24 protein-coding genes are annotated in these 23,369 nt (G+C 65.9%); 3 read left to right on the top strand and 21 right to left on the bottom strand.

Annotated elements, in window-relative coordinates:
• Positions 1-18: 18 nt before the first annotated feature.
• From fliI to fliF, 4 genes are read right to left on the bottom strand one after another with little or no spacing between them, the layout of a single operon-like run.
• On the bottom strand, positions 19-1,422 hold the full coding sequence (gene fliI, locus QWL29_RS14185) for a flagellar protein export ATPase FliI (RefSeq protein ID WP_370663700.1): 1,404 nt from the start codon (positions 1,420-1,422) through the stop codon (positions 19-21).
• Entirely contained in the window at positions 1,422-2,168 is a 747-nt protein-coding gene (fliH, locus tag QWL29_RS14180) for a flagellar assembly protein FliH (RefSeq protein ID WP_305823529.1), read from the bottom strand. Before fliH ends, fliI begins: the two co-directional genes overlap by 1 nt.
• Before the next feature lie 17 nt (positions 2,169-2,185).
• The gene (fliG, locus tag QWL29_RS14175; RefSeq protein WP_305823528.1) at positions 2,186-3,187 is read right to left on the bottom strand and encodes a flagellar motor switch protein FliG; all 1,002 of its coding nucleotides are present in this window, start codon (positions 3,185-3,187) and stop codon (positions 2,186-2,188) included.
• Complete coding sequence (fliF, locus tag QWL29_RS14170; protein WP_305823527.1) at positions 3,187-4,905, bottom strand: flagellar basal-body MS-ring/collar protein FliF; 1,719 nt, start codon at positions 4,903-4,905, stop codon at positions 3,187-3,189. Before fliF ends, fliG begins: the two co-directional genes overlap by 1 nt.
• Positions 4,906-5,103: 198 nt before the next feature.
• Here fliF and fliE point away from each other — a divergent pair, with 198 nt between their 5' ends.
• Positions 5,104-5,505, top strand: coding sequence for a flagellar hook-basal body complex protein FliE (fliE, locus tag QWL29_RS14165; RefSeq protein ID WP_305823526.1), 402 nt, complete (start codon positions 5,104-5,106; stop codon positions 5,503-5,505).
• Positions 5,506-5,535: 30 nt separating this feature from the next.
• On the opposite strand, the gene QWL29_RS14160 is transcribed toward fliE, so the two are convergent.
• The 13 genes from QWL29_RS14160 to QWL29_RS14100 all read right to left on the bottom strand — a co-directional run bounded on the left by QWL29_RS14160 (position 5,536) and on the right by QWL29_RS14100 (position 16,892).
• A complete protein-coding gene (locus QWL29_RS14160; RefSeq protein WP_305823525.1) occupies positions 5,536-6,294 on the bottom strand; it encodes a flagellar brake protein in 759 nt (252 codons plus the stop codon).
• A complete protein-coding gene (locus QWL29_RS14155) occupies positions 6,278-6,676 on the bottom strand; it encodes an EscU/YscU/HrcU family type III secretion system export apparatus switch protein (protein WP_305823524.1) in 399 nt (132 codons plus the stop codon). Before QWL29_RS14155 ends, QWL29_RS14160 begins: the two co-directional genes overlap by 17 nt.
• Positions 6,673-7,692: a flagellar hook-length control protein FliK gene (locus QWL29_RS14150; protein WP_305823523.1), complete on the bottom strand. Its 1,020-nt coding sequence runs from the start codon at positions 7,690-7,692 to the stop codon at positions 6,673-6,675. Before QWL29_RS14150 ends, QWL29_RS14155 begins: the two co-directional genes overlap by 4 nt.
• A 43-nt stretch (positions 7,693-7,735) precedes the next feature.
• Positions 7,736-8,170 (bottom strand): flagellar protein FliT, encoded by a 435-nt coding sequence (locus QWL29_RS14145; protein ID WP_305823522.1) that lies wholly within the window; start codon positions 8,168-8,170, stop codon positions 7,736-7,738.
• Positions 8,170-8,601, bottom strand: coding sequence for a flagellar export chaperone FliS (fliS, locus tag QWL29_RS14140; protein WP_305823521.1), 432 nt, complete (start codon positions 8,599-8,601; stop codon positions 8,170-8,172). The genes QWL29_RS14145 and fliS (QWL29_RS14140) overlap by 1 nt, the downstream gene beginning before the upstream one ends.
• Positions 8,602-8,808: 207 nt before the next feature.
• Positions 8,809-9,006 carry a hypothetical protein gene (locus QWL29_RS14135; RefSeq protein WP_305823520.1) on the bottom strand — a complete coding sequence of 66 codons (198 nt, stop codon included), beginning with the start codon at positions 9,004-9,006 and terminating at the stop codon, positions 8,809-8,811.
• A 98-nt stretch (positions 9,007-9,104) separates the two neighbouring features.
• Positions 9,105-11,045 (bottom strand): putative bifunctional diguanylate cyclase/phosphodiesterase, encoded by a 1,941-nt coding sequence (locus QWL29_RS14130; protein ID WP_305823519.1) that lies wholly within the window; start codon positions 11,043-11,045, stop codon positions 9,105-9,107.
• A 185-nt stretch (positions 11,046-11,230) separates the two neighbouring features.
• Complete coding sequence (locus tag QWL29_RS14125) at positions 11,231-11,968, bottom strand: flagellar brake protein (RefSeq protein ID WP_305823518.1); 738 nt, start codon at positions 11,966-11,968, stop codon at positions 11,231-11,233.
• A gap of 252 nt (positions 11,969-12,220) precedes the next feature.
• Positions 12,221-12,547 (bottom strand): flagellar protein FliT, encoded by a 327-nt coding sequence (locus QWL29_RS14120; protein WP_305823517.1) that lies wholly within the window; start codon positions 12,545-12,547, stop codon positions 12,221-12,223.
• A gap of 3 nt (positions 12,548-12,550) precedes the next feature.
• Complete coding sequence (gene fliS, locus QWL29_RS14115; protein ID WP_305823516.1) at positions 12,551-12,994, bottom strand: flagellar export chaperone FliS; 444 nt, start codon at positions 12,992-12,994, stop codon at positions 12,551-12,553.
• Between the two features lie 148 nt (positions 12,995-13,142).
• The gene (gene fliD, locus QWL29_RS14110) at positions 13,143-14,561 is read right to left on the bottom strand and encodes a flagellar filament capping protein FliD (RefSeq protein WP_305823515.1); all 1,419 of its coding nucleotides are present in this window, start codon (positions 14,559-14,561) and stop codon (positions 13,143-13,145) included.
• Positions 14,562-14,620: 59 nt separating this feature from the next.
• Positions 14,621-14,983 carry a flagellar protein FlaG gene (locus QWL29_RS14105; RefSeq protein WP_305823514.1) on the bottom strand — a complete coding sequence of 121 codons (363 nt, stop codon included), beginning with the start codon at positions 14,981-14,983 and terminating at the stop codon, positions 14,621-14,623.
• Between the two features lie 76 nt (positions 14,984-15,059).
• On the bottom strand, positions 15,060-16,892 hold the full coding sequence (locus QWL29_RS14100) for a flagellin N-terminal helical domain-containing protein (protein WP_305823513.1): 1,833 nt from the start codon (positions 16,890-16,892) through the stop codon (positions 15,060-15,062).
• Positions 16,893-17,147: 255 nt separating this feature from the next.
• On the opposite strand from QWL29_RS14100, the gene QWL29_RS14095 reads away from it, so the two are divergent.
• Positions 17,148-18,188, top strand: a complete 1,041-nt coding sequence (locus QWL29_RS14095; protein ID WP_305823512.1) for a glycosyltransferase — start codon at positions 17,148-17,150, stop codon at positions 18,186-18,188.
• A 21-nt stretch (positions 18,189-18,209) separates the two neighbouring features.
• Here QWL29_RS14095 and QWL29_RS14090 read toward each other — a convergent pair whose 3' ends face one another.
• The 4 genes from QWL29_RS14090 to QWL29_RS14075 all read right to left on the bottom strand — a co-directional run bounded on the left by QWL29_RS14090 (position 18,210) and on the right by QWL29_RS14075 (position 22,708).
• Positions 18,210-19,850, bottom strand: coding sequence for a GGDEF domain-containing protein (locus QWL29_RS14090; RefSeq protein WP_305823511.1), 1,641 nt, complete (start codon positions 19,848-19,850; stop codon positions 18,210-18,212).
• Positions 19,851-19,956: 106 nt separating this feature from the next.
• The gene (locus tag QWL29_RS14085; protein ID WP_229438392.1) at positions 19,957-20,604 is read right to left on the bottom strand and encodes a response regulator; all 648 of its coding nucleotides are present in this window, start codon (positions 20,602-20,604) and stop codon (positions 19,957-19,959) included.
• Positions 20,601-22,073: a sensor histidine kinase gene (locus tag QWL29_RS14080; RefSeq protein ID WP_305823510.1), complete on the bottom strand. Its 1,473-nt coding sequence runs from the start codon at positions 22,071-22,073 to the stop codon at positions 20,601-20,603. Before QWL29_RS14080 ends, QWL29_RS14085 begins: the two co-directional genes overlap by 4 nt.
• The gene (locus QWL29_RS14075) at positions 22,070-22,708 is read right to left on the bottom strand and encodes a hypothetical protein (RefSeq protein WP_305823509.1); all 639 of its coding nucleotides are present in this window, start codon (positions 22,706-22,708) and stop codon (positions 22,070-22,072) included. Before QWL29_RS14075 ends, QWL29_RS14080 begins: the two co-directional genes overlap by 4 nt.
• Positions 22,709-22,767: 59 nt before the next feature.
• Between QWL29_RS14075 and greB the strand changes: the two genes are divergently transcribed.
• On the top strand, positions 22,768-23,334 hold the full coding sequence (greB, locus tag QWL29_RS14070) for a transcription elongation factor GreB (protein WP_305823508.1): 567 nt from the start codon (positions 22,768-22,770) through the stop codon (positions 23,332-23,334).
• Positions 23,335-23,369 lie beyond the last annotated feature (35 nt).

The raw sequence follows: 23,369 nt of genomic DNA, 5'->3' as shown, positions 1-23,369 counted from the left end.
ACGTAGCAACCATGCCGATCAGCTGAACAGAGAGGTTAATTGCCCCAAGCTCTGGTCCAGGCCGGTGTTTTCGAAGATTTCCTGGCACAGGAATTCCTCGATCTTTTCGTTCAGCGCAATCGCCTGGTCCAGCACCGGATCGCTGCCCGGTGCATACGCGCCCACGCTGATCAAGTCGCGCGAGCGCTGGTAGCGCGAATACAACTGTTTCAGTTTGCGCGCCGCCAATTGGTGCTCGTGCGTAGTAATGCCGTGCATGGCGCGGCTGATCGATTGTTCGATGTCGATGGCCGGGTAGTGGCCGGCTTCGGCCAGGTGGCGGTTCAGTACGATGTGGCCGTCGAGAATACCGCGCGCCGCATCGGCAATCGGGTCCTGCTGGTCGTCGCCCTCGGACAGCACGGTATAGAAGGCGGTGATCGAGCCGCCGCCCTCCAGGCCGTTGCCGGCACGTTCCACCAGCACCGGCAGCTTGGCGAACACCGAGGGCGGATAGCCTTTGGTGGCCGGCGGCTCTCCGATCGCCAGGGCGATCTCGCGCTGGGCCATGGCGTAGCGGGTCAGCGAATCCATGATCAGCAGGACGCTCTTGCCCTTGTCGCGGAAGTGCTCGGCAATCGCCGTGGCATAGGCCGCGCCCTGCAGGCGCATCAGCGGCGGGCTGTCGGCCGGTGCGGCGACAACAGCCGAGCGCGCCAGGCCTTCCGGCCCCAGGATCTGCTCGATGAATTCTTTTACTTCGCGGCCCCGCTCGCCGATCAGGCCGACCACGATGATTTCCGCCGTGGTATAGCGCGCAATCATGCCCAGTAGCACCGATTTACCCACGCCGGTACCGGCGAACAGGCCCAGGCGCTGGCCGCGGCCCACGGTCAGCATGGAATTGATGGCGCGTACGCCCACGTCCAGCGTGTCCTTGATCGGTGCGCGGTCGAGCGGGTTCACGGGGCGGGCATTGATCGGCGCCATGTCGTTGGTGCCGAGCGGCCCCTTGCCGTCGAGCGGACGGCCGGCGCCGTCGACCACGCGGCCCAGCAGCTCGATGCCGACCGGCAGGTGGCGCGCGCGGTCGCTCGGGCGGCGCCGCGGGTGGGCCACCGTGCCCGGACGCGGCACCGGCGTTTCCACCGGAAACACGCGCGAACCCGGCACCACGCCTTCGACATCGCTTTGCGGCATCAGGAACAAACGGTCACCCTCGAAGCCGACTACTTCGGCTTCGATCTTCGTGCCGCTCGACAGCGGAATGGTGCAGGCGCTGCCGACAGCCAGGCGCAGGCCGACGCATTCCATCACCAGGCCGGCCACGCGCGTGACGCGGCCCGACACCTGCATCGGCTCGACAAAGCCGAGCAGGGCGTCGCAATCGGATAAATACGATTTCCAGCGCGCCGTGTGGCGATCAAGCGTGGCCGTCGTCATCAGCCCAGCCACTCCACGTTCTTGCCCAGCGCATGCGACAGGCGGGTCCAGCGCGCCTGGGCCGTGGCATCGATCTGGTTGCTGGCGGTATCGACCTTGCAGCCGCCGCGCGCCACCTGCGGATCGGCGACCAGGCGCCAGCCGCCCTTGTCGATCTCGTCGCCCAGGCCGGCGCGCACGATCTCGATGTCGTCCGGATGCACGGCCAGCACGGCAGGCTGCTGCAGCACCGGCAGGTATTCGATGGCTTCGCGCACGATCGGGATGATGATTTCCGGGCGCACCTCGAAAGCGGTGCGCACCATCGAGCGCGCCAGGTGCAGGGCCAGGTCGAGCACGTCGGATGCGATGCTGTCGTCGGCCTGCGCCAGCGCCGTGGAGAAGCTGGACGCGACCGCGCGCAGGCTGTCGATTTCGCCGGCGGCGTCGATCCGGCCCTGTTCCAGCGCCTCGGCATGGCCGGCGGCGTAACCCGCAGCCTGGCCTTCTTCCAGGCCCTCGGCATAGCCCTCGGCGCGCGCCGCTTCGCGCAATGCTTCGAGTTCGGCGGCGGTCGGCAACTGAAGTTGAGGGACTGCCGCAGCGGCGGCAACGCCTTGGGCTGGCGCTCGCGCCGCTGCCGCCGCGGCGGCAGTTGCCTTTTCCCGCTCCTCGGCCGCGATGCGGGCTGCCAGCGTGCTCGGGCGCTGGTCGCCGAAGGAGTTCATTTCCCAGCGCTTGAAGGCGCCTTGCGTGTCTTTGTTCATCGTCGAATATTAAACGATTAGACGAAAGAGTCCTCGCCCTTGCCGCCCAGCACGATCTGGCCTTCGTCCGCCAGGCGGCGCACGATCTGCAGGATCTGCTTCTGCTGGGCTTCCACTTCCGACAGCCGCACCGGACCTTTCGACTCCAGGTCTTCGCGCATCATTTCGCTGGCGCGCTGGCTCATGTTCCTGAAGATCTTCTCGCGCAGGTCCTGCGAGGCGCCTTTCAGGGCGATGATCAGCATGTCCGACTGCACTTCGCGCAGCAGCAGCTGGATGCCGCGGTCGTCGATGTCGATGATGTTGTCGAACACGAACATCTCGTCCATGATCTTCTGCGCCATGTCGTTGTCGTAGTTCTTGATGTTTTCCATCACCGCGCTTTCCTGCTCGCCGGCCATGAAGTTCAGGATCTCGGCCGCCGTGCGCACGCCGCCCAGCGAAGACTTCTTGATGTGCTCGTTACCCGACAGCAGCTTGGTCAACACGTCGTTCAGCTCGCGCAAGGCCGCCGGCTGCACGCCGTCCAGGGTGGCGATACGCAGCACCACGTCGTTGCGCAGGCGGTCGGTGAAGTGGCTCAGGATCTCGCAGGCCTGGTCGCGCTCGAGGTGGACCAGGATGGTGGCGATGATCTGCGGGTGCTCGTTGCGGATCAGTTCCGACACCGATTGCGCGTCCATCCACTTCAGGCTTTCGATGCCCGAGGCGTCCTTGCCGCCCAGGATACGGTTCAGCAGCACCGCCGCCTTGTCGTCGCCCAGCGCCTTGGTCAGCACTTCGCGGATGTATTCGTCCGAATCGAGACCAACCGTCGAGTGGGCGTCGGCCTCGTCGCGGAAGGACTCCAGCACATTCACCACCTGCTCGTGCTGGACCGCCTTCATCGAGGCCATCGCCGCGCCGAGCTTGAGCACTTCGCGCGGACCGAGGAACTTCATGACCTCGGCCGCTTCTTCCTCGCCCATGGCCAGCATCAGGATGGCCGCTTTCTGGATACCGTCTTGTTTGTCGCTCATTATTCCGACCCCACCCATGCCTTGATCACGTTTGCCACGATGCGCGGATCGTTACGCGCCATCTCTTTTGCCATCGCCAGGTTGGCGCGATAGCTGCGTCCCCGCGGTTCTTCTTCCGGTGCCAGCGGCATCCCGTCCGGACCCAGGGCCGGCTTGCCGCCGCTGCCCAGCTCGACGGTGCTGCTGTCGTCTTCGTCGCTGTCTTCGCTCTTTTCCTTCTCGTCTTCCGGCACGGCGGTCACTTCGTCGAACTTGTTCATCACCGGCCGCAGCAGCGGACGCAGGATGCGGAAATACAGGAAAGCCAGGATTGCCGCAATCAGCAGGTACTTGCCCACTTCCATTGCCAGCGGCAGGTTGGAAGGGTCCTTGTACCAGTCCGGGCCGGCTTCGTCCGGCCTGTCGACACCTTCGAACGGGGCATTCGCCACGTTCAGGGTATCGCCGCGCGCTTGCGAGTAACCCATCGCCTGCTTCACCAGCTCGTTGATCTGCGCCACTTCGGCAGCCGGCAGCGGCTTGACGGTGACCTTGCCGGTGGCCGGATCGACGGTACGGCGGTAATTCACCACCACACCCACCGTCAGGCGCTTGATGCCGCCCATCGGACGCTGCTCGTAGCGGATCGTCTTGTCCACTTCGTAGTTGGTGGTCGCATCCTTGCGGCTCGGGCCGCTCTGCGCCGGTGCTGCGCCCGGCGCACCAGGAGCGCCCCCTTCGATCGGCGCGGTCGCCACGCCCGGCGGCTGGTTCGACAGCGCGCCCGGGATGCCGTTGGCGTTGCCGCTCGACGGGCCGGTCTGTTCCGAGGTCTGCTGGCTGCGGATCGCCTGCGGTTCCGGCGGCGAGTTCGGCTTGTACATCTCGGCGGCGGTATCGACCTGGGCGAAATCCACTTCGGCGGTCGCTTCGGCGCGCACATTGCCCTTGCCGACGATCGGCGAAATCAGCGATTCGACCTGCTTGATGATGTTCTGCTGCACCTGCTCGACGTACTTCAGCTGGCTGGCGTCGAGCTGCTTGCCCAGGCCATTGCCTTTCGGCTGTTCCGACAGCAGGTTGCCGTTCTGGTCGACCACGGTCACGTTGCCGATGGTCAGTTCAGGAATGCTCGATGCCACCAGGTGGACGATGGCGCTGACCTGGCCCGGGTCGAGGGCACGGCCCGATTGCAGGTTCAGCAGGACCGAGGCGGTCGGCTTTTGCTGGTCGCGCACGAAGACGGAGGGTTTCGGCAGCGCCAGGTGGACACGGGCGCCGGCCACGGAACCGAGCGACTGGATCGAACGGGCCAGCTCGCCTTCCAGCGAGCGCTGGTAGTTCACCTGCTCGACGAACTGCGACACGCCCAGCTTCTGGTTTTCCAGCAGCTCGAAGCCGACGTTGCCGCCCTTCGGCAAGCCTTGCGCTGCCAGCTTCAGGCGCAGGTCCGGCACTTGCTCGGCCGGCACCAGGATGGCGCTGCCGCCTTCCGAGAACTTGTACTTGACGCCCATCTGGTCGAGCGAGGCGGTGATGGCGCCGCCGTCCTTGTCGCTGTAGTTGGCGTACAGGACGCGATAGTCCGGAGTCTGGCTCCACATCCAGAGCGCGACGACGACGGCCAGCACGGCCGCCACGCCACCACCGGCCACCACCTTCTTGCCCATGGGGGTTTTATGGAAGGGTTGCGGCTGGGCTGGGGTGTCGATCAGTTCGTCAGCAGTCGTGGCGGCCATGTGCTTGTCCGTGAGGGGGAAAGAAATCAGGAGCAGATTATGAAGCCGTAGGGCAACATTCAAACCCCGGAACAAGAGGGGCTTTCCCCTCCTGATCGGCGCCATTTGTTGCGCGCGCGCTGGTATTCTGACAGCCTGAAATTGCCTGTTTGCATTTTATGCACGGGCAGGCACGATAATGCGGACTGAGGAGAACCCATGAGCATAGGCGGCATCGGCGGCATCGACAGCAGCCGCATCGAGTCCATGATGAATCAGCTGAAGGCGGCCAGCAAGCCGGCCGCGCCGTCGCTGGGCGCTGGCGCGGTGGGCGGCCTGGGAGGCATGGGCGGGCTCGGCAAGGCAGCGGGCGTCGCCGCCAACGAAGGCGCCTCGAAGGTCAGCTTTTCCGACGCGCTGAAGAATTCGCTGGAACAGGTGAGCAATTCGCAAAAACATGCGGAAGAGCTGGGCCAGAAATTCGCGCTGGGCGACGACAGCGTGAGCTTGTCCGACACCATGATCGCCATGCAAAAATCAAGCATTGCTTTCCAGGCGACGGTACAGGTACGCAACAAGCTGGTGTCGGCCTATCACGAAATCATGAACATGCAGGTGTGATTCTGCCGGCGGTGGAATGTGGCTGGCGTTTCAGGCCAGGCCCGCCAGGCGCGCATTGCGTTCGCGTTCGAGCCTGGTGATGTAACGCTGCAGCGCCGCCATGTCGCTACGCGGCATGTCGGTGAACATGCAGCCGACGCGGCGGCTGGTCTTGTTGTTGAGCATGGTGAGTTCGATGGCATTGCGCACCTGCAAAGTGGTGTGCACGATACCGGCGTCGGGCAACTCGATGCGGCAGCCGTCGAAGCTCTGGCCTACGATCGCATTCAGGATCATCTTGTTGTCGAGCAGGGCGAGGCCGCCGGCGCCGATGTCGCTCAGCGGGAAGCTGGCATCGCCGCCGCCGAGTTCCGGGGGCGTGGGGATGAATACCTGCACCGGGTTGCTCACCGGCGTGGCCACGCGGTAGAACTCGCGCCGCTGCAGGCGGATCAATGCCTCCGGGAGTTGGGCGGCCAGCGCCGCCGCGCCAGCGAAGGCGCGCTCCTGCAAGCCGGTAGCGCGAAACAGGATGCGGATCTTGTCGAGATAGGTTTCGCACATCACCTGGCCGGCGCGCAGGATGCGTTCGTTCTGCTCGCGGTCGATCGACCGGTCGAGGATGAGCGCGCCGCGTTCCGCATCGACCTCGAGCACCGAGGTAACGCAGACATCGGCCTCGCCCTTGATCTTCATCCGTATCAACTGCTTTTTTTCGCCGATCTGGCGCAGCAGCGCGATGATCTCCTTGCGCGAGCGTACTTCGTAATCACGCCAGTCATCCGAGTCCGCATCATGTATTGCTTGCATCTTGTTCCGCCGGTCTTGCAGGTGAGTCGATGAGGAGTGCGCTGTCGGGCGGGGCGGAAAGCGGCCAACCGTGCTGTTGCGCTGTCTCAATATGATATAGCCATGCCAACAGTTCCGCAATTGCGCGGTACAGGGCGGGCGGAATCTGGCCGTCGAGATCGACGTCCATCAGCAGCGCGACCAGTTCCTTCGATTCGTGGATGAACAGGCCGGCTTCCTGCGCCTTTTCGATGATGCGCCCGGCTACCAGTCCGCGTCCCTTGGCCACCACGGTTGGCGCACCGGCGCCGGCCGTGTAGGCCAGGGCGACCGCGCGCTGCTGGCGCGCGCCGTCGCTGCCGCCGTGCTTGTCATTGCCGTCATCGTGCACCCTGTCCTTCATGGGGCGCTCCTGGTACGGATGTGCAGCGCGGCCAGCTCGCCGCCTGCCGCGGCCAGCGCGTCTTCCAGGCGCGCTGTGCCCGCGCGCAGCGGACCCAGCGCGCCGTCGTCCACCTGCAGGTCGATGCGAACCTGGCCGCCGCGCAGGCTCACGCGGGCCTGCACTTCGCCGAGTCCGGCAAAGCGCAGGCGCAGGTCGCTGTGCCAGGCTGTTTCTTGTTGCGCGCCGTCGCGCCCGCCGTCGTCCTGGCCCGCTTCCCGCGCTACCTTCCATTCGAATGGCTGGCCCGCAGCGAGTTGACCCTGCCACGCGACCTGTCCCTGTTCATGGCTGGCCAGCTGCATGTCGATCAGACGCGCCAGGGCCGGGTCGGTGGGTGGGGTACCGGCCGGCTTGTGTGCTTGCGGCTCGGTCATGAGTTCGGCCAGTGCGCGCTTGCCCTCGCTCCATTCGGCCACGTGCGATTCGTAGAACAGGCCGCTTTTCGAGATGGCGCCTTGCAGCCGCGCGGCAAGCTGGGCAGGGTCCGGAGGCCCTGGCGGCAGCAGTGGCGTGGTGCCGGCAACGGCCGTGCCCTGGCCCGTCGCGCCCTGCAGTACCTGCGCCAGCAGGCGTGCGCCCGGGCTCAGGTCGGCGGCACCGGCGCCTGCCAGCGCGCTCGCCAATGAGGCCGCGGAGGCGGCCCCGGCGCCGGGCAGCAGCGGGCTGGCTTGCAGGGTGGTATTGCCGAGCTGGAAGGTCGGCTGGGGCGAGGCCGCCAGCACTTTCATCGGCAGTGTGGCCCCGGGCTGGGTGCCGGACGGCAGCGCCATGCGTACCGCCGTGTCGGCCACGCGCACCATGAAGCTGCCGTCGCCCAGGCGGGACAGCACCGTGACCGGTACCTTGCTGCCCAACATGGTCGCCAGCGAACGCTGGAAGGCTTCGGTACGCGGATCGCCCGTGCGTTCGGACGCCGCCACCGGCTGTGCCGGCAGCGGCGCGCTGACGCCCGGGCCCGAAATCCGTTCCACCATCGCTCAGCCTGCTGCTGCGTCGGTCATGGCGCCGGCAGCCGTGTCAGACGCTGCCGTAGGCGCCGGCCAGGCGGCACTGGGCGCCGGCATTGCCGAGCAGGGCGGACAAATGGGCAAGCCATGGCATGGTCAGGTCGCGGATGCGCTGGTCGTCGGCAAGGATGCGCCGGATGCAGTCGGCCTTGGCCTGGCGCCCGGCCGGGTCCAGCTGCGCCGGCGCTTCGCCACGCCTGAGAGGTTGTGAAAAAATGGCCATGGCGGCGTTGCCTCGTCTCGCCGTACGCTCGTACTGTCTTCGACTCGGCGCCTTGCCCTGGCCATTTTTTTCACAACCTCTGAGGGTGTCGATGTGCGCCGCGCATTGGCGTTCAAGTTCAGCCAGGCGGTCCCAGTCGCCGGCTTCGGCGGCGGCAAGCATGCGCCCGCCAAGCACGGCGACGGCGGCATAGTCGGACAGCACTTCCTGGCCCGTCATCATCAGGCGCCTCCGGCACGCGCCGGCGCGTCGGCCGCCGCCGGCTGTCCGCCGATCCGGGTCCAGCTTTCGCGCAGGCCGGACAGCAAGGTCTGTACTTCGTCGAGCAGCGCGGACTTGTTGTGCAGGTTGGCGCTGAGCAGGCGGTCGGACATGTAGGCGTAGAGCGCGTCGAGGTTGGCGGCGATGTCACCGCCGGCTTTCTTGTCGAGGCTGGCGCGAAGGCCATTGTCGATGATCGACAGCGCCTTCGAGATGGCGGCACCCTTTTCGGCGACACGGCCAGCTGCCATATGGACGCCTGCGCTCCTGATCGCCGACAGGGCGCCGTCGTACAGCATGACGATCAACTGGTGGGGAGAGGCGGCGATGACTGAAGTTTCCAGGCCTACTTTCGCATAGGCGTGCACGCCACGCTGCGTTGATCCGAACATCGGGTTCTCCAAATACGTCGTTTGTATGCGCATCGCAGGAATGCCGCGCAGGTGTTGATGCCGCGGCGGGCAGGGCGCAAGAGGCCGCTTGCCATCCATCGGCGACGGTGGTTTCCTTGCTTAACGGCAGGATTTAACGGGACTTGAGTAGCGTGGATGCCGTTTTGTTCGGGGCGCACCGGGCCGGCGCAGCCGTGCAGGGCGGCTTCAGTTGGGGCGCGCCTGCTTGCGCCGTTCGTGGTGGCGGCGGTGCAGGGGCGATTGCAGGGCGCGCGCCAGGATGTCGCGCGGCACTTTGCAGCTGTCGAGATACTGGAAAGCGAAATCGACGCCGCGGATATCGACCAGATACAGGGCGTACTCGGCAGCCAGGGCGGTTTCTTCGTCGATTCTTCGCTGGATCATGAACTTCTCCCTTCCTGCCGCCAACAGGCGCTGGCAGGCACTATGCATCGTTGACACGATCATATGCCGCTGCCATGGGCGCGCACTGCAGGAAGTTGTTAGCAATTGTTTCGGCTGTAGGACGGCAGCCGGCAGCCGGATGGCGGCGCTGCATCGCGCGTGGCATGTCGTCGCTTGGCTTGATGCGCAAGGATGAAAGCGGCGGCAGCGTCCGCTTCCAGAGGACGTGCATACAGGAATCCCTGCCCCTGGTCGCAGCCCGCTTCGCGCAGCACCGCGGCCTGGGCCTCGGTTTCCACGCCCTCGGCGATCACGCCCAGGTTCAGGCTGTGCGCCATGGCCGTGATCGCCTGGACAATGGTGCGCGAGTCGCTGCTGTGCTCGATATCGTCGACAAAGGACTTGTCGATTTTCAGTTTGTCGATGGGCAGGCGGCGCAGGTAGCTGAAGCTCGAATAGCCGGTGCCGAAGTCATCGATGCTGAGCGCCACGCCGAGCGACTTGAGCTTGTGCATGATGACCATGCTGTGGCCCGGGTCGGCCATCGACACGCTCTCGGTCAGTTCGAGTTCGAGCAGTTCAGGCGAGAGCCCGGCTGCGGCCAGCTGTTCGCTGACGATGCCGACGATGTCGCTTTGCATGAACTGGCGTGCCGACAAATTCACCGCCAGCGGCGCCGTCGGCACGCCGGCGCTGCGCCAGGCCGCCAGCTGCGCCATCGCGGTCCTGACGATCCATTCGCCGATCGGCGCGATCAGGCCGGTTTCCTCGGCGATCGGCACGAACTCCGCCGGCGACACGACGCCGTGCTCGGGATGGCGCCAGCGCAGCAGCACTTCGAAGCCGGCCAGGGCGCCGCTGTCGAGTGCGATCTTGGGCTGGTACTGCAGGAACAGTTCCGCGCGTTCGAGGGCGCGCCTCAGCTGGCCTTCCAGGGTCAGGCGGCGCCCCAGTTCGCGCCGCTGGGCGGGTTCGAAGCGGACGATCCGTCCTCCGCCCTGGGATTTGGCATGATGCATGGCCGTGACCGCATTGTTGAGCAGGGCGTCGGGCTCGGCGCCGTCGCGCGGGTAGCAGGCGACACCGACGCTGCAGGTGATGGAGATATCGGCGCCGGCCGCAAAGGCATGGCTGTTTACTGCCTGCATCAATCCGTCAAGGCGCGCCAGCAGGTGCGTTTCGCCGCCGGGATCGCTGAGCAGCATGACAAATTCGTCGTTGCCCGAGCGCGCCAGCAGGTCGCCTTCACGCAGGTGCGCCTGCAGGGTACGTGTCACCGCCACCAGGGTCGCATCGCCCACGGCGTGGCCCAGCACTTCGTTGACCCGCTTGAAGCGGTCCAGGTTGAGGCAGGCCACGACGCCGCCGGCCTGCTGCCCTTTCCAGGCCGGGATGCTGTCACCAATGGTGCGCAGCAGGGCCTGGCGGTTGGCCAGGCCGGTCAGGGCGTCATGCGTCAGCAGGTACTTCACCTGTCCGGCCGCGACCGGTACCGGCGCCAGGGCGGCGTTGTGCAGCAACTGTTCGTGCAATTCCTGGGCGGCGCGGGCAAGCTGGCGGTGGTAGATCAGTTCTTCCGCCATGCGCGCCAGCGCATGCAGCTCTTCGAGCTGGCCAGCGTCGAGGGTGCGCGGACGGGTGTCGAGCACGCACAGGGTGCCGAGTTTCGCGCGCTCGACCGAATACAGTTGTACGCCGGCGTAGAAGCGGATGTGGGGCTTGCCCACGACGAGGGGGTTGTCGGCGAAGCGTTCGTCGAGCAAGGCGTCCTCGACCACCAGGGCCTGGTCGCTCAGGATCGCATGGCCGCAGAAGGATACATCGCGCGAGGTCGTCTGGCCGGCAAAGCCACAGCGCGACTTGAACCATTGGGTATCGCTGCCGACCAGGGAGATGAGCGCGGTCGGCATATCGAGCAGCTTGCTGGCCAGGTGGGTGATGCGGTCGAAGGCCACTTCCGGCTCGGAACCGTAGAGTTCCGTGGCATACAGTGCGGCCAGGCGTTTTGCTTCGTCTACCGGGATCTGAGGTCTTTGCATATGTCACAATTCACCGGGGCGGGCGCGTCCGTTATGATGATTTCATTACGCCAGAATACGAATGAAGATGCAATGCGCGCACGGCTGGGAAACGCGATTTCATGCACAGTGAATTGTGAAATATGGTCGCTCAGGAATGGCCACCGCGGATGGCCTTCGGGCACCATGGCGCCGCCGCCGGGGCTTCAGGCCAGGCCGGCCAGGCGGGCGTTACGGGTGCGTTCGAGGTTCAGGATATAACGCTGCACGGCGGCCATGGCGGCGCGCGACATGTCGAGGAATTCGCAGCCCAGGCGGCGCGTGGCACGGTCCTGGTCGGGCGCCTCGCTGCAGTTGCGTACCTGCAGCGAGGCGGTGACGGTGCCGATCTCCGGCAAGGCGATCTCGCAATCCGGATAGACCTGTCCGATCGCGCTGCCAAGCGCACGCGCGTCGTCGCGCAGCGCGATGCCGCCGCAACTGATGTCGTGCAGTAACACAGCCAGTTTGCCGCCCGCCCGGGGAATGAGGGCATGCAAGGGCTTTGCCGACGGCGCCGGCATGCGGTAGTAGGCGCGCCGCTGCAGGCGGACCAGGCTCTGCGGCAGGGCGGCGCGGAAGGCTGCCGCGCCGTCGACGCGCACCTCGTGCAGGCCGGCGGCGCCGAACAGGATACGGATGTTGTCGAGCGTGGTGTCGCAGATCACCTCGTCGGGGGCCAGCAGCGCGGCGGCCTTGTCCGGGGCGCCCTGGAGCAGCAGTGCGGTGTCATCGGCCTCGAGCAGGCGCAAGGTCGCCAGCGGCGCCGCGGGGGCGGTCGCGTCGAACAGCCGCAGCGGTCTTTCCTGCTCGGCCAGGCGGCGCAGTACGGACAGGATATCGGCGCGCGATGCGAGCGCGAATTCCTGCCAGTGTTCGGGTTGTACGTCGGTGAATGCTTGCATTGCCAATTGCTGATTGCCGGAGCGGCGCGGAGTCGGGAGGCGGGAGCCGCAGAACGTGTGAAAAAATGGTCATGGCGGCGTTGCCTCGTCTCGCCGTACGCTCGTACTGTCTTCGACTCGGCGTCTTGCCCTGACCATTTTTTCACGCGCTCGCAGGAAGGCTCCCGCCTATTGCCTCAATTCAATACTTACTTGAGTTCAATATAATATAGGCAAGAGACAGATTCGGCAATCCATCCCGGCCCCGGTTTCTCACACGCCGCCGTAGGCGCGCTGCAGTTTGCGTTCGGTACCGGTATTGCTGATCCGCCTGGACAGTTCCGCCATCCAGGGGCTGACCAGATCGCGGATGGCGCGGTCGTCGGCCAGGATTTTCTGGATCAGGGCGACTTTGCGCCCGCGGCAGGCAGGCGGCAGGGGCGGCGCAGGCGTGCCGCGCAAGACCGCGATGTGGCGGGCGCAGCTCGATTCGAGTACGGTCAGGCGGTCCCAGTCGGCCTCTTGCGCGGCCGCCAGCATCTGTCCGGTGAGCATGCCCACTTCTTCGAACAGCTCGATGATGTGATCGCTGTTCATCATGGCTCAGGCTCCGGCGATGGCAGGGGAGCGGTGCGCTCCGGCGCTCCTGGCGGCGTGCGGATCGATCGCTTCCCAGCTTTCCTTGAGTTCGCGCAGCAGACCCTGTACCTCGCTGATCGGCGCGGCATGGTTGTGCAGGTTGGCGTCGAGCAGGCGTTCGCCCATGTAGACGTAGAGTGCGTCGAGGTTGGCGGCGATCTCTCCGCCGGCATCCTTGTCCAGGCTGGCGCGCAAGCCATTATCGATGATGAGCATGCCTTGCGAAATGAACTTGCACTTGGCCGGCACGTCGCCCGTGTTCATCGCGTGCAGGGCCTTGGCCAGCGCCGCCAGGACACCATCGAAGAGCATGACGATCAACTTGTGCGGGCTGGCCGCATTGACGCCGGTTTCCAGGCCGATACTGCCGTATGCGCCGGCGCCGCTGCGGGTGGTCGATCCAAACATGTGATTCCTTCCTTCTCGTGGAGTACGGCACGCGCGGCGATCGATTCGCAACGCGGCCTGAAGAATGCACAGTGTAGGGGAAGGGGCGCGGCCGCCATCGCGCCATCAGAGGTGAATTTACCTGCCAATTCGCGCTGCCGGCGCGCGCTCAGCTATTGTTGGCCAGCAGGCTCAACTGTTGCGTGAGGAAGGAACTGGTGGACTGCATGCTGGCAATGGCGGTGTCGAGTGCCGAAAACTGGGCGCGGTAGCGCTTCTCGGTCGCCTCCAGGCGGGTATTGACCGAGTCGCGCTGGTCGCCCAGGTCCTCGATCTGCTTGTTGATGCTGGTGTTCTTGTTGCTGAGTACGCCGACCGGGCTCAGGATCTTACCGAGCAGTACGTCCATCTGGTAGCCATAGCCCTTGGCCGTGGCCGAGGTCGCGAACAGCTTGCTGATGTCCTTGGCCGGATTGGCCGCCGCCGCGCTGAACTTGGTGGCGTCGAGCGCCAGCGTGCCGTCTTTCTGGAAGCTGATGCCGGCGTCGGACAGCGTGCCCATGCCGCCGGGCGCGCCCGGAATGCCTGTGCTGAACAGGGCCCGCATCTGGCTCTGCACGCTGCGCATGGTGCTGTCGCCGTTCAGGGCAGCGCCGACGCCCGTGGCCACGTTGTACGCGGTGGCGTCGGTAATCGCCTTGTTGGCGTCGTTGTAGGCCTTGATGAAATTCTCGACCGCGGCCTGGGCACCGCTGCTGTCGCGCGCCAGGCTGATTTTCGTACTCTTGCCGGGCTCGGCCTTGGCCAAATCGAGGGTCACGCCCTGGATCGCGTCGGCGATCTTGTTGCTTTGCTTGGTGATCGGGACGCTGTCGACGACGATCACTGCGTCCTGGGCCGCCACGATCTGCTTCATGCTGCTGCCGCCCGCGCCGGTGGGGTCGTAGGCGAAGGCGTTCAGCGACGGGTCGCCCGCCGTCACCTTGAGTGCGCTGGCGGTGCCGGTGTCGTTGCTGGTGAAGGTCAGGATGTTCTTGCTGCCGTCGTTGATGATGCTGGCGCTCACGCCCATGTTCGCGTTGTTGATCGCGTCGCGCATGCCGGCCAGCGTATTGTTGCTGCTGGTGATCGTCACGGTCTTGGCGGCCTTGGCGCCATTCGGCGTGAACACCGGCGGCTCGGCGCTGTCGTAGGTGCCGAAGTCGAAGGTCAGGGTGCCGCTGCCGACAATGTCGCTGGTGTTCGAAAAGCCGACGCTGGTCTTGAGCTTTTGCGCCTGGGCCAGGCTTTGCACTTCGACGTTGTAGTTGCCGGGCACCGCACCGGCGCCGGGGGCGGCGGCGAGCAGGGTGCTGTCGGCCACGCTTGCCTTGACCGGGGTCAGCTTGTCGGTGGTCGCGATCGCCTTTGCGGCCGTCTGCAGGGCGGCCAGGGCATTCTTGACAGTGCCGAGCGTGGACAGCTTGGCCTGGTAACTGGCTTCCTTGGTATCGAGCGCCTTGAGCGGAGCGCGCTCGACCTCCATCAATTGCTTGACGAGGCTGGTGACATCGAGGCCGGAACCGACTCCCGTGGAAGAGATTGCCATGTAGTTACTCCTGTTGAAAGCGCTGCCGGGCTGACGAAGCCAAGCGGCAACCGGTCATTCTACGCGGTTTCGCGCACCAGCAAACCCTGTAGTTTATCGAGCGCCTTGGAGATTTCCAAAGCTTCAACGGTGGGAATCTGGCGCAAGACCGTATCGGTCTTCGTATCGATCAGCTTGATCACCGGGGTGCCGGTGTCCTCGTCGATGCTGAAACGCAGGTCCTGTGCGCCCGGGCCGATATTGTCCTGGATCTTCTTGACGGCATCGCGCAGCTCGTCCATCGTGGCCGGCTTGCCCGATGCCGCGACCGGCCTGGCGCTGGCGGCCGGCAGGACCGGCTCCGTGTTGTTGTAAATGTGCCGCGTCGGGACTGGTGCGGTGGCGGCGCCGCTGGCGGCCGAGGTGATCGAATCGCTTGCCATGGTGGATCCATTTCGTGACAAAGGCGCGCTGCCTGCCGGGAGCGCGCCTTTGTTGCATCAGTCGGATGTGAGGCGATTAGCCACGCAGCAGGGACAGCACGCCGTTCGGCAGCGAGTTGGCCTGGGCCAGCATCGCGGTACCTGCCTGTTGCAGGATCTGGCCGCGCGTCATCGACGCCGTTTCAGCCGCGAAGTCGGCATCCTGGATGCGGCTGCGCGAGGACGACAGGCTTTCCGACGACGACTGCAGGTTCGACACGACGGCGCTGAAGCGGTTCTGGTAAGCACCCATGTTGGCGCGTGAGGTGTTCACCGACGACAGCGCCTTGTCGATCGTGTCGATCGCCGCCTGCGCGCCGGTGGCGGTGCTGACGTCGACCGAGCTGATGGTGCCGGTCGACTTGGTGTCGGCGGCTTTCAGGCCGGTGTAGGCTTTCAGGCCGGCGCTTGCATTGTTCTTGCCGCCGACCACGATGCCGTTGACGTTCGAGCTGCTCAGGGTGACCGTACCAGTGAAGGTGTCGGGGGCGATGCCGGTTGCGGCAAGGGCCCGGCCTGCGGTGCCGCCGTCTTCCAGCTTGATGTCGCGGCCGTCGGCGGCGCTCAGCGTGATCTTGCCGGTGACCGAATCGGCCTTCGCCGTCACGCCGGTCTTGTCGCTGACCGCATTGATGGCGGCAGCGGTGTTCGCGCCCTGGCCGGATGCGGTGCCGCCGTCGGCGATGGCGCCGACTTCGACGCCGTTGATCTTGAAGGCGCCGGCGGCATAGGCGCCCGCGGTCGGCGCGGTGCCGTCGGAACTGTCGGCTGCAGCATTAGTTGGGGCCAGGCCGGTGCTGTCCAGAAGGCTAGCTGCAGCACCCGTGGCGGTGTCGACCATCTTCAGTTCGATGTCCTTGCCGTTGGTCGAGGTCAGCATGACCTTGCCCGCGTCATCGACGGTTGCCATCACACCGGTTTGATCTTTGACTTTGTTGATTGCGTCAGCTACCTTGGTGCCTTTGTCAAAGACTGCACTCGAGCCACCGGCAGTCGGCGGATTGGTGGTGCCGCCGAATACCTTGCCGCCTTCGATCTCGCCGATGTTGACGCCATTGATCGAGAACGTATTTGCTGCAACTTTCTTGGCTGCCTCGGTCTCATCTTTTGCCGCCGCGCCAGTGTGTGTGATCGAAGTCGCCACCGTCGCATTCGCGGTCGCGGTCACGCCCGACTGGCCGGCTGCGGCATTGATGGCCTGGGCCACTGCGTACGCGCTGCTCGAGGACTGGCCGGCCTGGGCGCCGGCGGTCGAGGCGCCGATCTGGGTGCCGTTCAGGGTCAGGTCGCCGGCGGCCAGGGCCTTGGTGGTCAGGCCCGAGGTCAGCGAGGACGAACCGGTGGTGCCGCTGCCGAGCTTGGTGGTCTGCAGGTTGGCGATTTCCTTGATCTGGATGCGGTCGTTGCTGCTGTTGTTGGCGCCGACCTGGAAGCTTTGCGCGCTGAACGAACCGTCGAGCAGGTTCAGGCCGTTGAAGTTGGTCGATTTCGCCACGCGGTCGATTTCTTCCTTCAGCTGGCCGACTTCGGTCTGGATCGCGGCGCGGTCGGTGTCCGAGTTCGAACCGTTCGAGGATTGCACGGCCAGGTCACGCATGCGCTGCAGCAGGTCGGTGGCCGAGGCCATGCCGGCTTCGGCGGTCTGGGTCAGCGAGATGCCGTCGTTGGCGTTGCGGGTTGCCTGGTTCAGGCCGTTGATCTGCGAGGTCATGCGGGTCGAGATCGCCATGCCGGCGGCATCGTCCTTGGCGCTGTTGATGCGCAGGCCGGTCGACAGGCGCTGCAGCGAGGTTTCCAGCGAGGTTTTCGACGTCGACAGGTTACGCTGTGCGTTCAACGACGAAATGTTGGTGTTGATCATGCTTGCCATGTTATTTCTCCAAACTCTGTTTTCGAGGGGGGGCAACTTGCCACTTCTGCTGGGCTGCCACGCTTTTGAATGACAATCTCACTGCAGTTGAATCAGGTAACGGAAGGGATTCGAAAAAGTTGATACCCAGAACGAACTTTTTTCAAATTTTTTTCGCGGCGCCCCGGCCGGCCCGCAAAAAGGCCGCCGCGCCGGGCCCGGACGTATAATTATTCAGAGCAGCAAGACAAGATTCCAACCTGAGGGAGCAGAGACATGGGGCAACTGGCATTGGTAGTGATCGCGCGCGACGAGGCCCGGCATATTGCGCGTTGCCTGGAGTCGGCGCGACCTGTCGTCGACACGATGATCGTGCTCGATACCGGTTCCGCCGACGCCACCGCGCGCATCGCCGCCGAACACGGCGCGCGGGTGGAGCAATTCACCTGGACCGGCGATTTCGCCGCCGCCCGCAATGCGGCGCTGGCCCTGTCGGGTGCGCGCTGGAACCTGGTACTGGACGCCGACGAGTGGCTGGCCGCCGATGCCGGCGGCGCGCGCCTGCTGGCCCAGGCCTGCGCCGGCGAGCCGCTGATCGGCTTGCTGCCGGTGCGCCTGGCCTTCGACCTGGCGGGGCGCACGCTGGCCGCGACCACGTGGCGTGCGCGCCTGCTGCCCGGCGACGTGCGCTATGCCGGCACGGTGAACGAGGCGCCGGTAAGCGCCTTGCCGCGCCAGCGCATCGCGCTGCCGATCCACAACGACGGCATGCGCCAGGCCGGACGCGCCGCCAGGAATGCGCAGCGCGCGCAGCTGGTGGCCGCGGCGCTGGCGGCCGCCCCCGACGATGCCGGCCTGCTCTACCAGGCCGGCAAGCTCGACGAGGCACGCGGCGCGTATGGCGCCGCCGCCGGCCACTACCTGCGTGCGCTGGAGCTGGCGCAGCCGGGCGACGCCTGGCGCCATGACCTGGTGGTGCGGGCGCTGTTTTCCTTGAAGATGGGGAAAGAACATGCATTGGCGGTCCAGTTGGCCGAGCTTGAAATGGCAAACTGGCACGATTCGCCGGACTACCACTTTGTCCTGGGGGACTTGTTGCTCGACCTCGCCCATTGCCAGCCCGAGCGGGCCGACGAGCTGTTGCCGATGATCGAGGCCAGCTGGCTGACGTGCCTGGAACTGGGCGAGCAGCCCGACATGGAGGGCGCGGTCAGCGGCCGTGGTGGCGTGTTGGCCGCCCACAACCTGGCGCTGCTGTACGAGAGCCGCGGCGATGCCGGGCGCGCGGCCCATTACCGCGCACTGTCCGAAGCCTGACCAGGCCGCCGGGCGGCTGGCTCAGTCCGCCACCACCACCCGGTTCTTCCCGCTCTGCTTGGCCTGGTACATCGCCTTGTCCACCCGCGCCAGCAAGGTCGCCTGGTCTTCGTTCGGCAGGCGCAGGGCCACGCCGGCCGAAAAGGTAATCAGCAGCTTCTCGTTATCGTGCAGGAAGAAGTGCTTGGTCAGCTCGCGCTGCAGGCGCACCATGGTCTGCACGGCTGATTCCACCGTGGTGTCGGTCATCAGGATCATGAATTCCTCGCCGCCGAAACGGGCGATCACGTCGATCGAGCGCAGCGTGCCTTTCACGACCCTCGCCAGGTGGCGCAGGGCGTTGTCGCCGGCCAGGTGGCCGTAGGTATCGTTCAGCTTCTTGAAGTTGTCGAGGTCGAGCAGGGCCACGCACAGCGGTGAGCCGCGGCGGTCGGCGCGCGCGCTTTCGCGCTCGAACACGTCGTCCAGGCCGCGCCGGTTCAGGGTGCCGGTGAGCTGGTCTTCGCGCACCAGTTCGCTCAGGTGCTGGAGCCTGGCTTCGAGTTCCTTGATGCGGACTTCGGCTTCCTGCACTTCCTGGTGCGCGGCCAGCATGCGGTCGCGCGAGGCCAGGGCCTCGGCCTGGGCTTGCCGGGTTTCGCGCAGCACCTCGTCGAGCACCTCGTTCAGCTCGCCAATGTCGCCGGCGTGGCGGATGCGCTCGGAAAATCCACCGAGCTTGTCGCTGAAGTCGCCGGTCGAGGCCGCCACCGAGCCGAGGCGGTCGATGAAGGTCATCATCATGTTCTTGACGGTCGACTTCACGTCCGCCAGGCCGTGCTTCAACTGGCCCTGCTTGTAGATCACGTCCTTCAGGCTGCGTGTGGCGTCTTCCAGCGCGCGGGCGTCGATCGGGCCGGCGATCAGGTCCTGCACGGCGGCGATCTGGCCGCGCATCCAGCTGTCGTCGTCCAGCAGTTCGCTGACGTTTTCCAGCAGCAGCTTGAACAGGCGCAGCAGCAGTTCCTGCTGCTCGCCCGAGTCGCCGCTGTGCAGTTCGATCTGGAAGCAGAGTTCCTTCAGGCGCGCCGCGATTTCCTGCAGCGCCGCTTCGCTGTGCGCGATCTTGACTGCCGCGCCGAGCGACTCGGCCTCGGTGGCCAGGGCCGACTTCGCCGGCAGCAGCGAAGCCAGGGCAAAAGCCAGCGTCCGGCTCAGCAGTTCGCGCAGCAGGACCGTGTCGCGGCTTTCCATGCCATAGGTGACGCCGGGCGGAATGCCGCGCCGCAGGTGCTTTTCGACCAGCTGGGACAGGGCGCGCGCATAGGCTTCCCAATCGCGTCCTTTCACGGCGTGGTTCAGGCGGCGGCCGTATTCGGCCAGTTCGCCCGGCGTATCGGTAATCTGGGTGGCGAACCCGGCCAGCACTTCCTCGGGCGCGGGGCCGGTCAGCGGGATGGCCTGGCGGCTTGCCTGGACCGGCGCCGGGACGGCCGCCTGGGCCGGGGCCTGGGGCGCCGCTTGGGCAGATACCGCAGCCGGTTTCGGCAGCCCGGCGATCTCGTTGTAGATCTCGGCATAGGCCTCGGGGGTGGGCGCGATGCGGCGGGTGGCGAGGCGGCGGAAGGCCTCGCGGGCGATCTCGACAGGACTCTGGACAAGCGGGGTGGACGGATTGGACATGTTACAGCGCAAGTATTTTAAGTTTGGCGTAATGATAAGCAGTTTTTCCTTACGTCATTACGCAAATAGAGGGCAAAAGACCTCTTACTTGACGCTAATGTTCCCTTTATTCCACAAGCTGGTTCCGGATCGCGTAGGTGGTCAGTTCCGCACTGGTTTTCAGGTTCATCTTCGACAACAGGCGCGCGCGGTATTCGCTGATGGTTTTCACCGACAGCGACAGTTCGCGCGCGATCTCGCTCACCGTCTTGCCCGAGGCGATCATGGTCAGGGTCTGGAATTCGCGGTCCGACAAACTGTCGTGCACCGGCGCCTCATGGTCGCTGCCGACGCTGTTCGCCAGCGCCTGGGCCAGGGCCGCGCTGACGTACTTCTGGCCGCCCGCCACCTGGCGGATCGCCTGCACCAGCTCGCGCGGCGCGCTCTGCTTGGTGAGGTAACCCGCGGCGCCCGCCTTCAGCGCGCGGATCGCATACTGGTCTTCGCGGTGCATCGACAGCATCAGCACCGCCAGCTCCGGTTTGTCGTCCTTGATCTGCTTCAGCACCTCGATGCCGTTGCGGTCGGGCAGGGAGATGTCGAGCAGCATCACGTGCGGCTTGGCGCGGCGGAACAGCTTGACGGCATCAAGCCCGTTCTCGGCTTCGCCGGCCACGACGATGTCGCGCTGCTCGGCCAGGATCTGCTTCAGGCCTTCGCGCACGATGGCATGGTCGTCGGCGATGAAGACACGGATAGTTGCTTTTTCGGTCATTGTTGCGTGTTGCTTTCGTTCACATCTCGCGGCGGCGCCAGTGTCAGCCTGATCTTGATGGTCACCATCGTGCCACCTCCAGGCGCCGCCGACAAGCTCAAGGTGCCGCCCAGCGCCCGCGCCCGCTCGCTCATGCCGCGCAGGCCGAAGGATTGCGGCTTGAGGCGGTCGGCCGGCAGCATGCCGCGCCCGTTGTCCGCAATGACGAGCGTCAGGTGCTGGCGCTGACGGCGCAGCGTCACCGTCACCCGGCTGGCGCCGGCATGCTTGGCGACGTTCGTCAGCGCTTCCTGGAAGATGCGGAACAGGGCCGCGGCATGGTCCGGGTCGAGCTCGATGTCGCGCTCGGCGCTGCGGAAGATGCAGGCGACGCCGGTCGTCTTCTCGAACTCGCGCGCCTGCCATTCCAGGGCGGCGACGATGCCGAGGTCGAGCGTGGACGGCCGCAAATCGAGCGAGATGCGGTGCACGGCCTCGATGCTGCGGTCGACCAGACTGTCGAGGTAGGCGGCCTTTTCCTGCAGCACCGGGTCTTGCGGCAGGCGCGCGCTCAGCATCGACAAGGCCATCTTGATGGCGCTGAGGTTGCCGCCCAGGTCGTCGTGGATTTCGCGGGCGATGCGCGCGCGTTCCTGTTCCTTCACCTGCTCGCTGTGCTCGGTGAGTTCGGCCAGCCGCGCGCGCGAACGCAGTACGTCGAGCTGCTCGTTCTTGCTCTCGGTGATGTTGGTCATGATGCCGTCCCACTGCACGGCCCCGTGCGCCGCCGGATACGGGGTGGCGCGCAGGTTGATCCACTTGACGTCCTTCCAGGCCTCGATCCAGATGCGGCCTTCCCAGTTCCAGCCCGACAGGCTGATCTTCGAGACCGCCATCGTTTCCAGGTAACCCTTGCGGTCTTCCGGCAGGACCAGGCGCAGGAGCAAATCGGGATCGGCCTGCAGCGCCGCCGGCTGCACGCCGAGCAGGGCGGCGCAGCCTTCGCTCAGGTAGGGATACTCGTGGCGGCCGTCGGCGCCGAGCACGAACTGGTAGACCAGGCCCGGCGTGTGGTCGACGATGGCGTTGAAGCGCGCCTGCGACTGCGCCAGGGCCGTGGCGGCGGCCTGCTCGGGCGACAAATCGTCGCCGATCGCCAGCAGCAGGGCGCGGTCGTCGCGCTGGATGCGCAAGAAGGTCAGCTTGGCCGGATACAGGCTGCCGTCGGCGCGGCGCAGGCGGGTGCGCAGGCAGCGCTGCTCGCCGATCTCGTCGCCCAGGCCGGCCAGCAGCCCGTTCAGGGCGCTGCCGTCGAGTTCGGGCGCGACCAGGCCGACGCTGGCGCCGTGCAGGCTGTCGTTGTCATAGCCGAGGTTCTGGCGCGCGGCGCCATTCACGTCGACCAGGGCCAGGCTGGCGGCGTCGATCAGGAACATTTCGGACGTGGCCGCCTGCATCGGGGCGGCAAGGGTGGGAGCGGGGGTGTTCATGGGCGTTTGGATTCGGTGGATTGCCGGCGCCGGCGCCAGAGCGACACGAAGCGGAGCAAGGCGCGCGCGCTGCGCGTGGCGTGGCGGCTGCCGAAGGGCACCGACGGACGCAGCTGGCGGCGCAAATGACGCAGGTGACGGCGCAGGCCGCTCCTCAGCGCGGACACGCTGCGCCGCACCCGGACGTAGGTCGGGCTGGCGCGCAGGCGGGCAATCAAATGGTCTTTGTACATAATGAAGCGATTGTGCCACCGCGCAAACCAGACCAGCGCCAGCAAGGATGGCAGGGTCAGCACGTACAGGCGCGCCACCACCACCGCGCCGCCCAGCTTGGCCGCGACAAAGGTGGCCACGCCCCACATCGGGTGGCCGTGGGCAATCGCCAGCAGGGCCAGCAGCTTGACCGGCAACAGCAGCAGGCCCGGCAGCGCGAACACCAGCAGGGCCGGGTAGGGCGGCAGGCGCCGCACCGCGTTCTCCAGCCAGGCCAGCGGCGGCCAGTCGGCAATACCGCTGGCAAGGCGGCTGCCGACGCGCCACAGCCATTCTTCCAGCACGAGCAGCAGCGCTGCAAGCGTCAGCAGCGGTGCGAGCAGCGGGTGGCGGAGAGGAGGAGAGCGAGGCGTCGGCTTCATCCTTCGGATAATAAAGCAATCCGGCGGCGCTTCCGGCCCCATATCCTTATAATAAGCTTATGAATAAGGCATTCGTAAAAGAGAACGACAACGACGACGACGACGACGCCGTCGCGCTGGCGCAGGCGATTCCGCCCGGCGCCAAGAACTACATCACGCCCGCCGGCTACAAGGCCATCAAGGACGAGCTGCTGCAGCTGATCGACGTCGATCGGCCGGAAGTGGTGCGCGTGGTGCACTGGGCCGCCTCGAACGGCGACCGCTCCGAAAACGGCGACTACATCTACGGCAAGCGCCGCCTGCGCGAAATCGACCGCCGCATCCGCTTTCTCACCAAGCGCATGGACTCGGCCTTCGTGGTCGACCCAAGTGTCCATTATGGAAACGATCAGGTGTTTTTTGGCGCGACTGTTTCCTATTCGAATACAGCGGGCGAAGAGCACACGGTCACCATCGTCGGTGTCGACGAACTCGATCCGCTGCGCGGGCGCATCAGCTGGGTGTCGCCGGTGGCGCGCGCGCTGACCAAGGCGCGCGAGGGCGATGTCGTCACGCTGCAAACGCCGCAGGGCGTGGAGGAGCTGGAAATCCTCGGCGTCGAATATCCGGAACCGATCGCCGACTGATCCTCGCCCGCGCCGGGATCCGGCAGGGCGCGCAA

The organism is Massilia brevitalea (assembly GCF_030711405.1).
In the GTDB taxonomy this organism is placed as follows: domain Bacteria; phylum Pseudomonadota; class Gammaproteobacteria; order Burkholderiales; family Burkholderiaceae_D; genus Telluria; species Telluria brevitalea.
The sequence above is the reverse complement of the archived record's forward strand: the minus strand, read 5'-3'. Positions and strand labels throughout refer to the sequence as shown.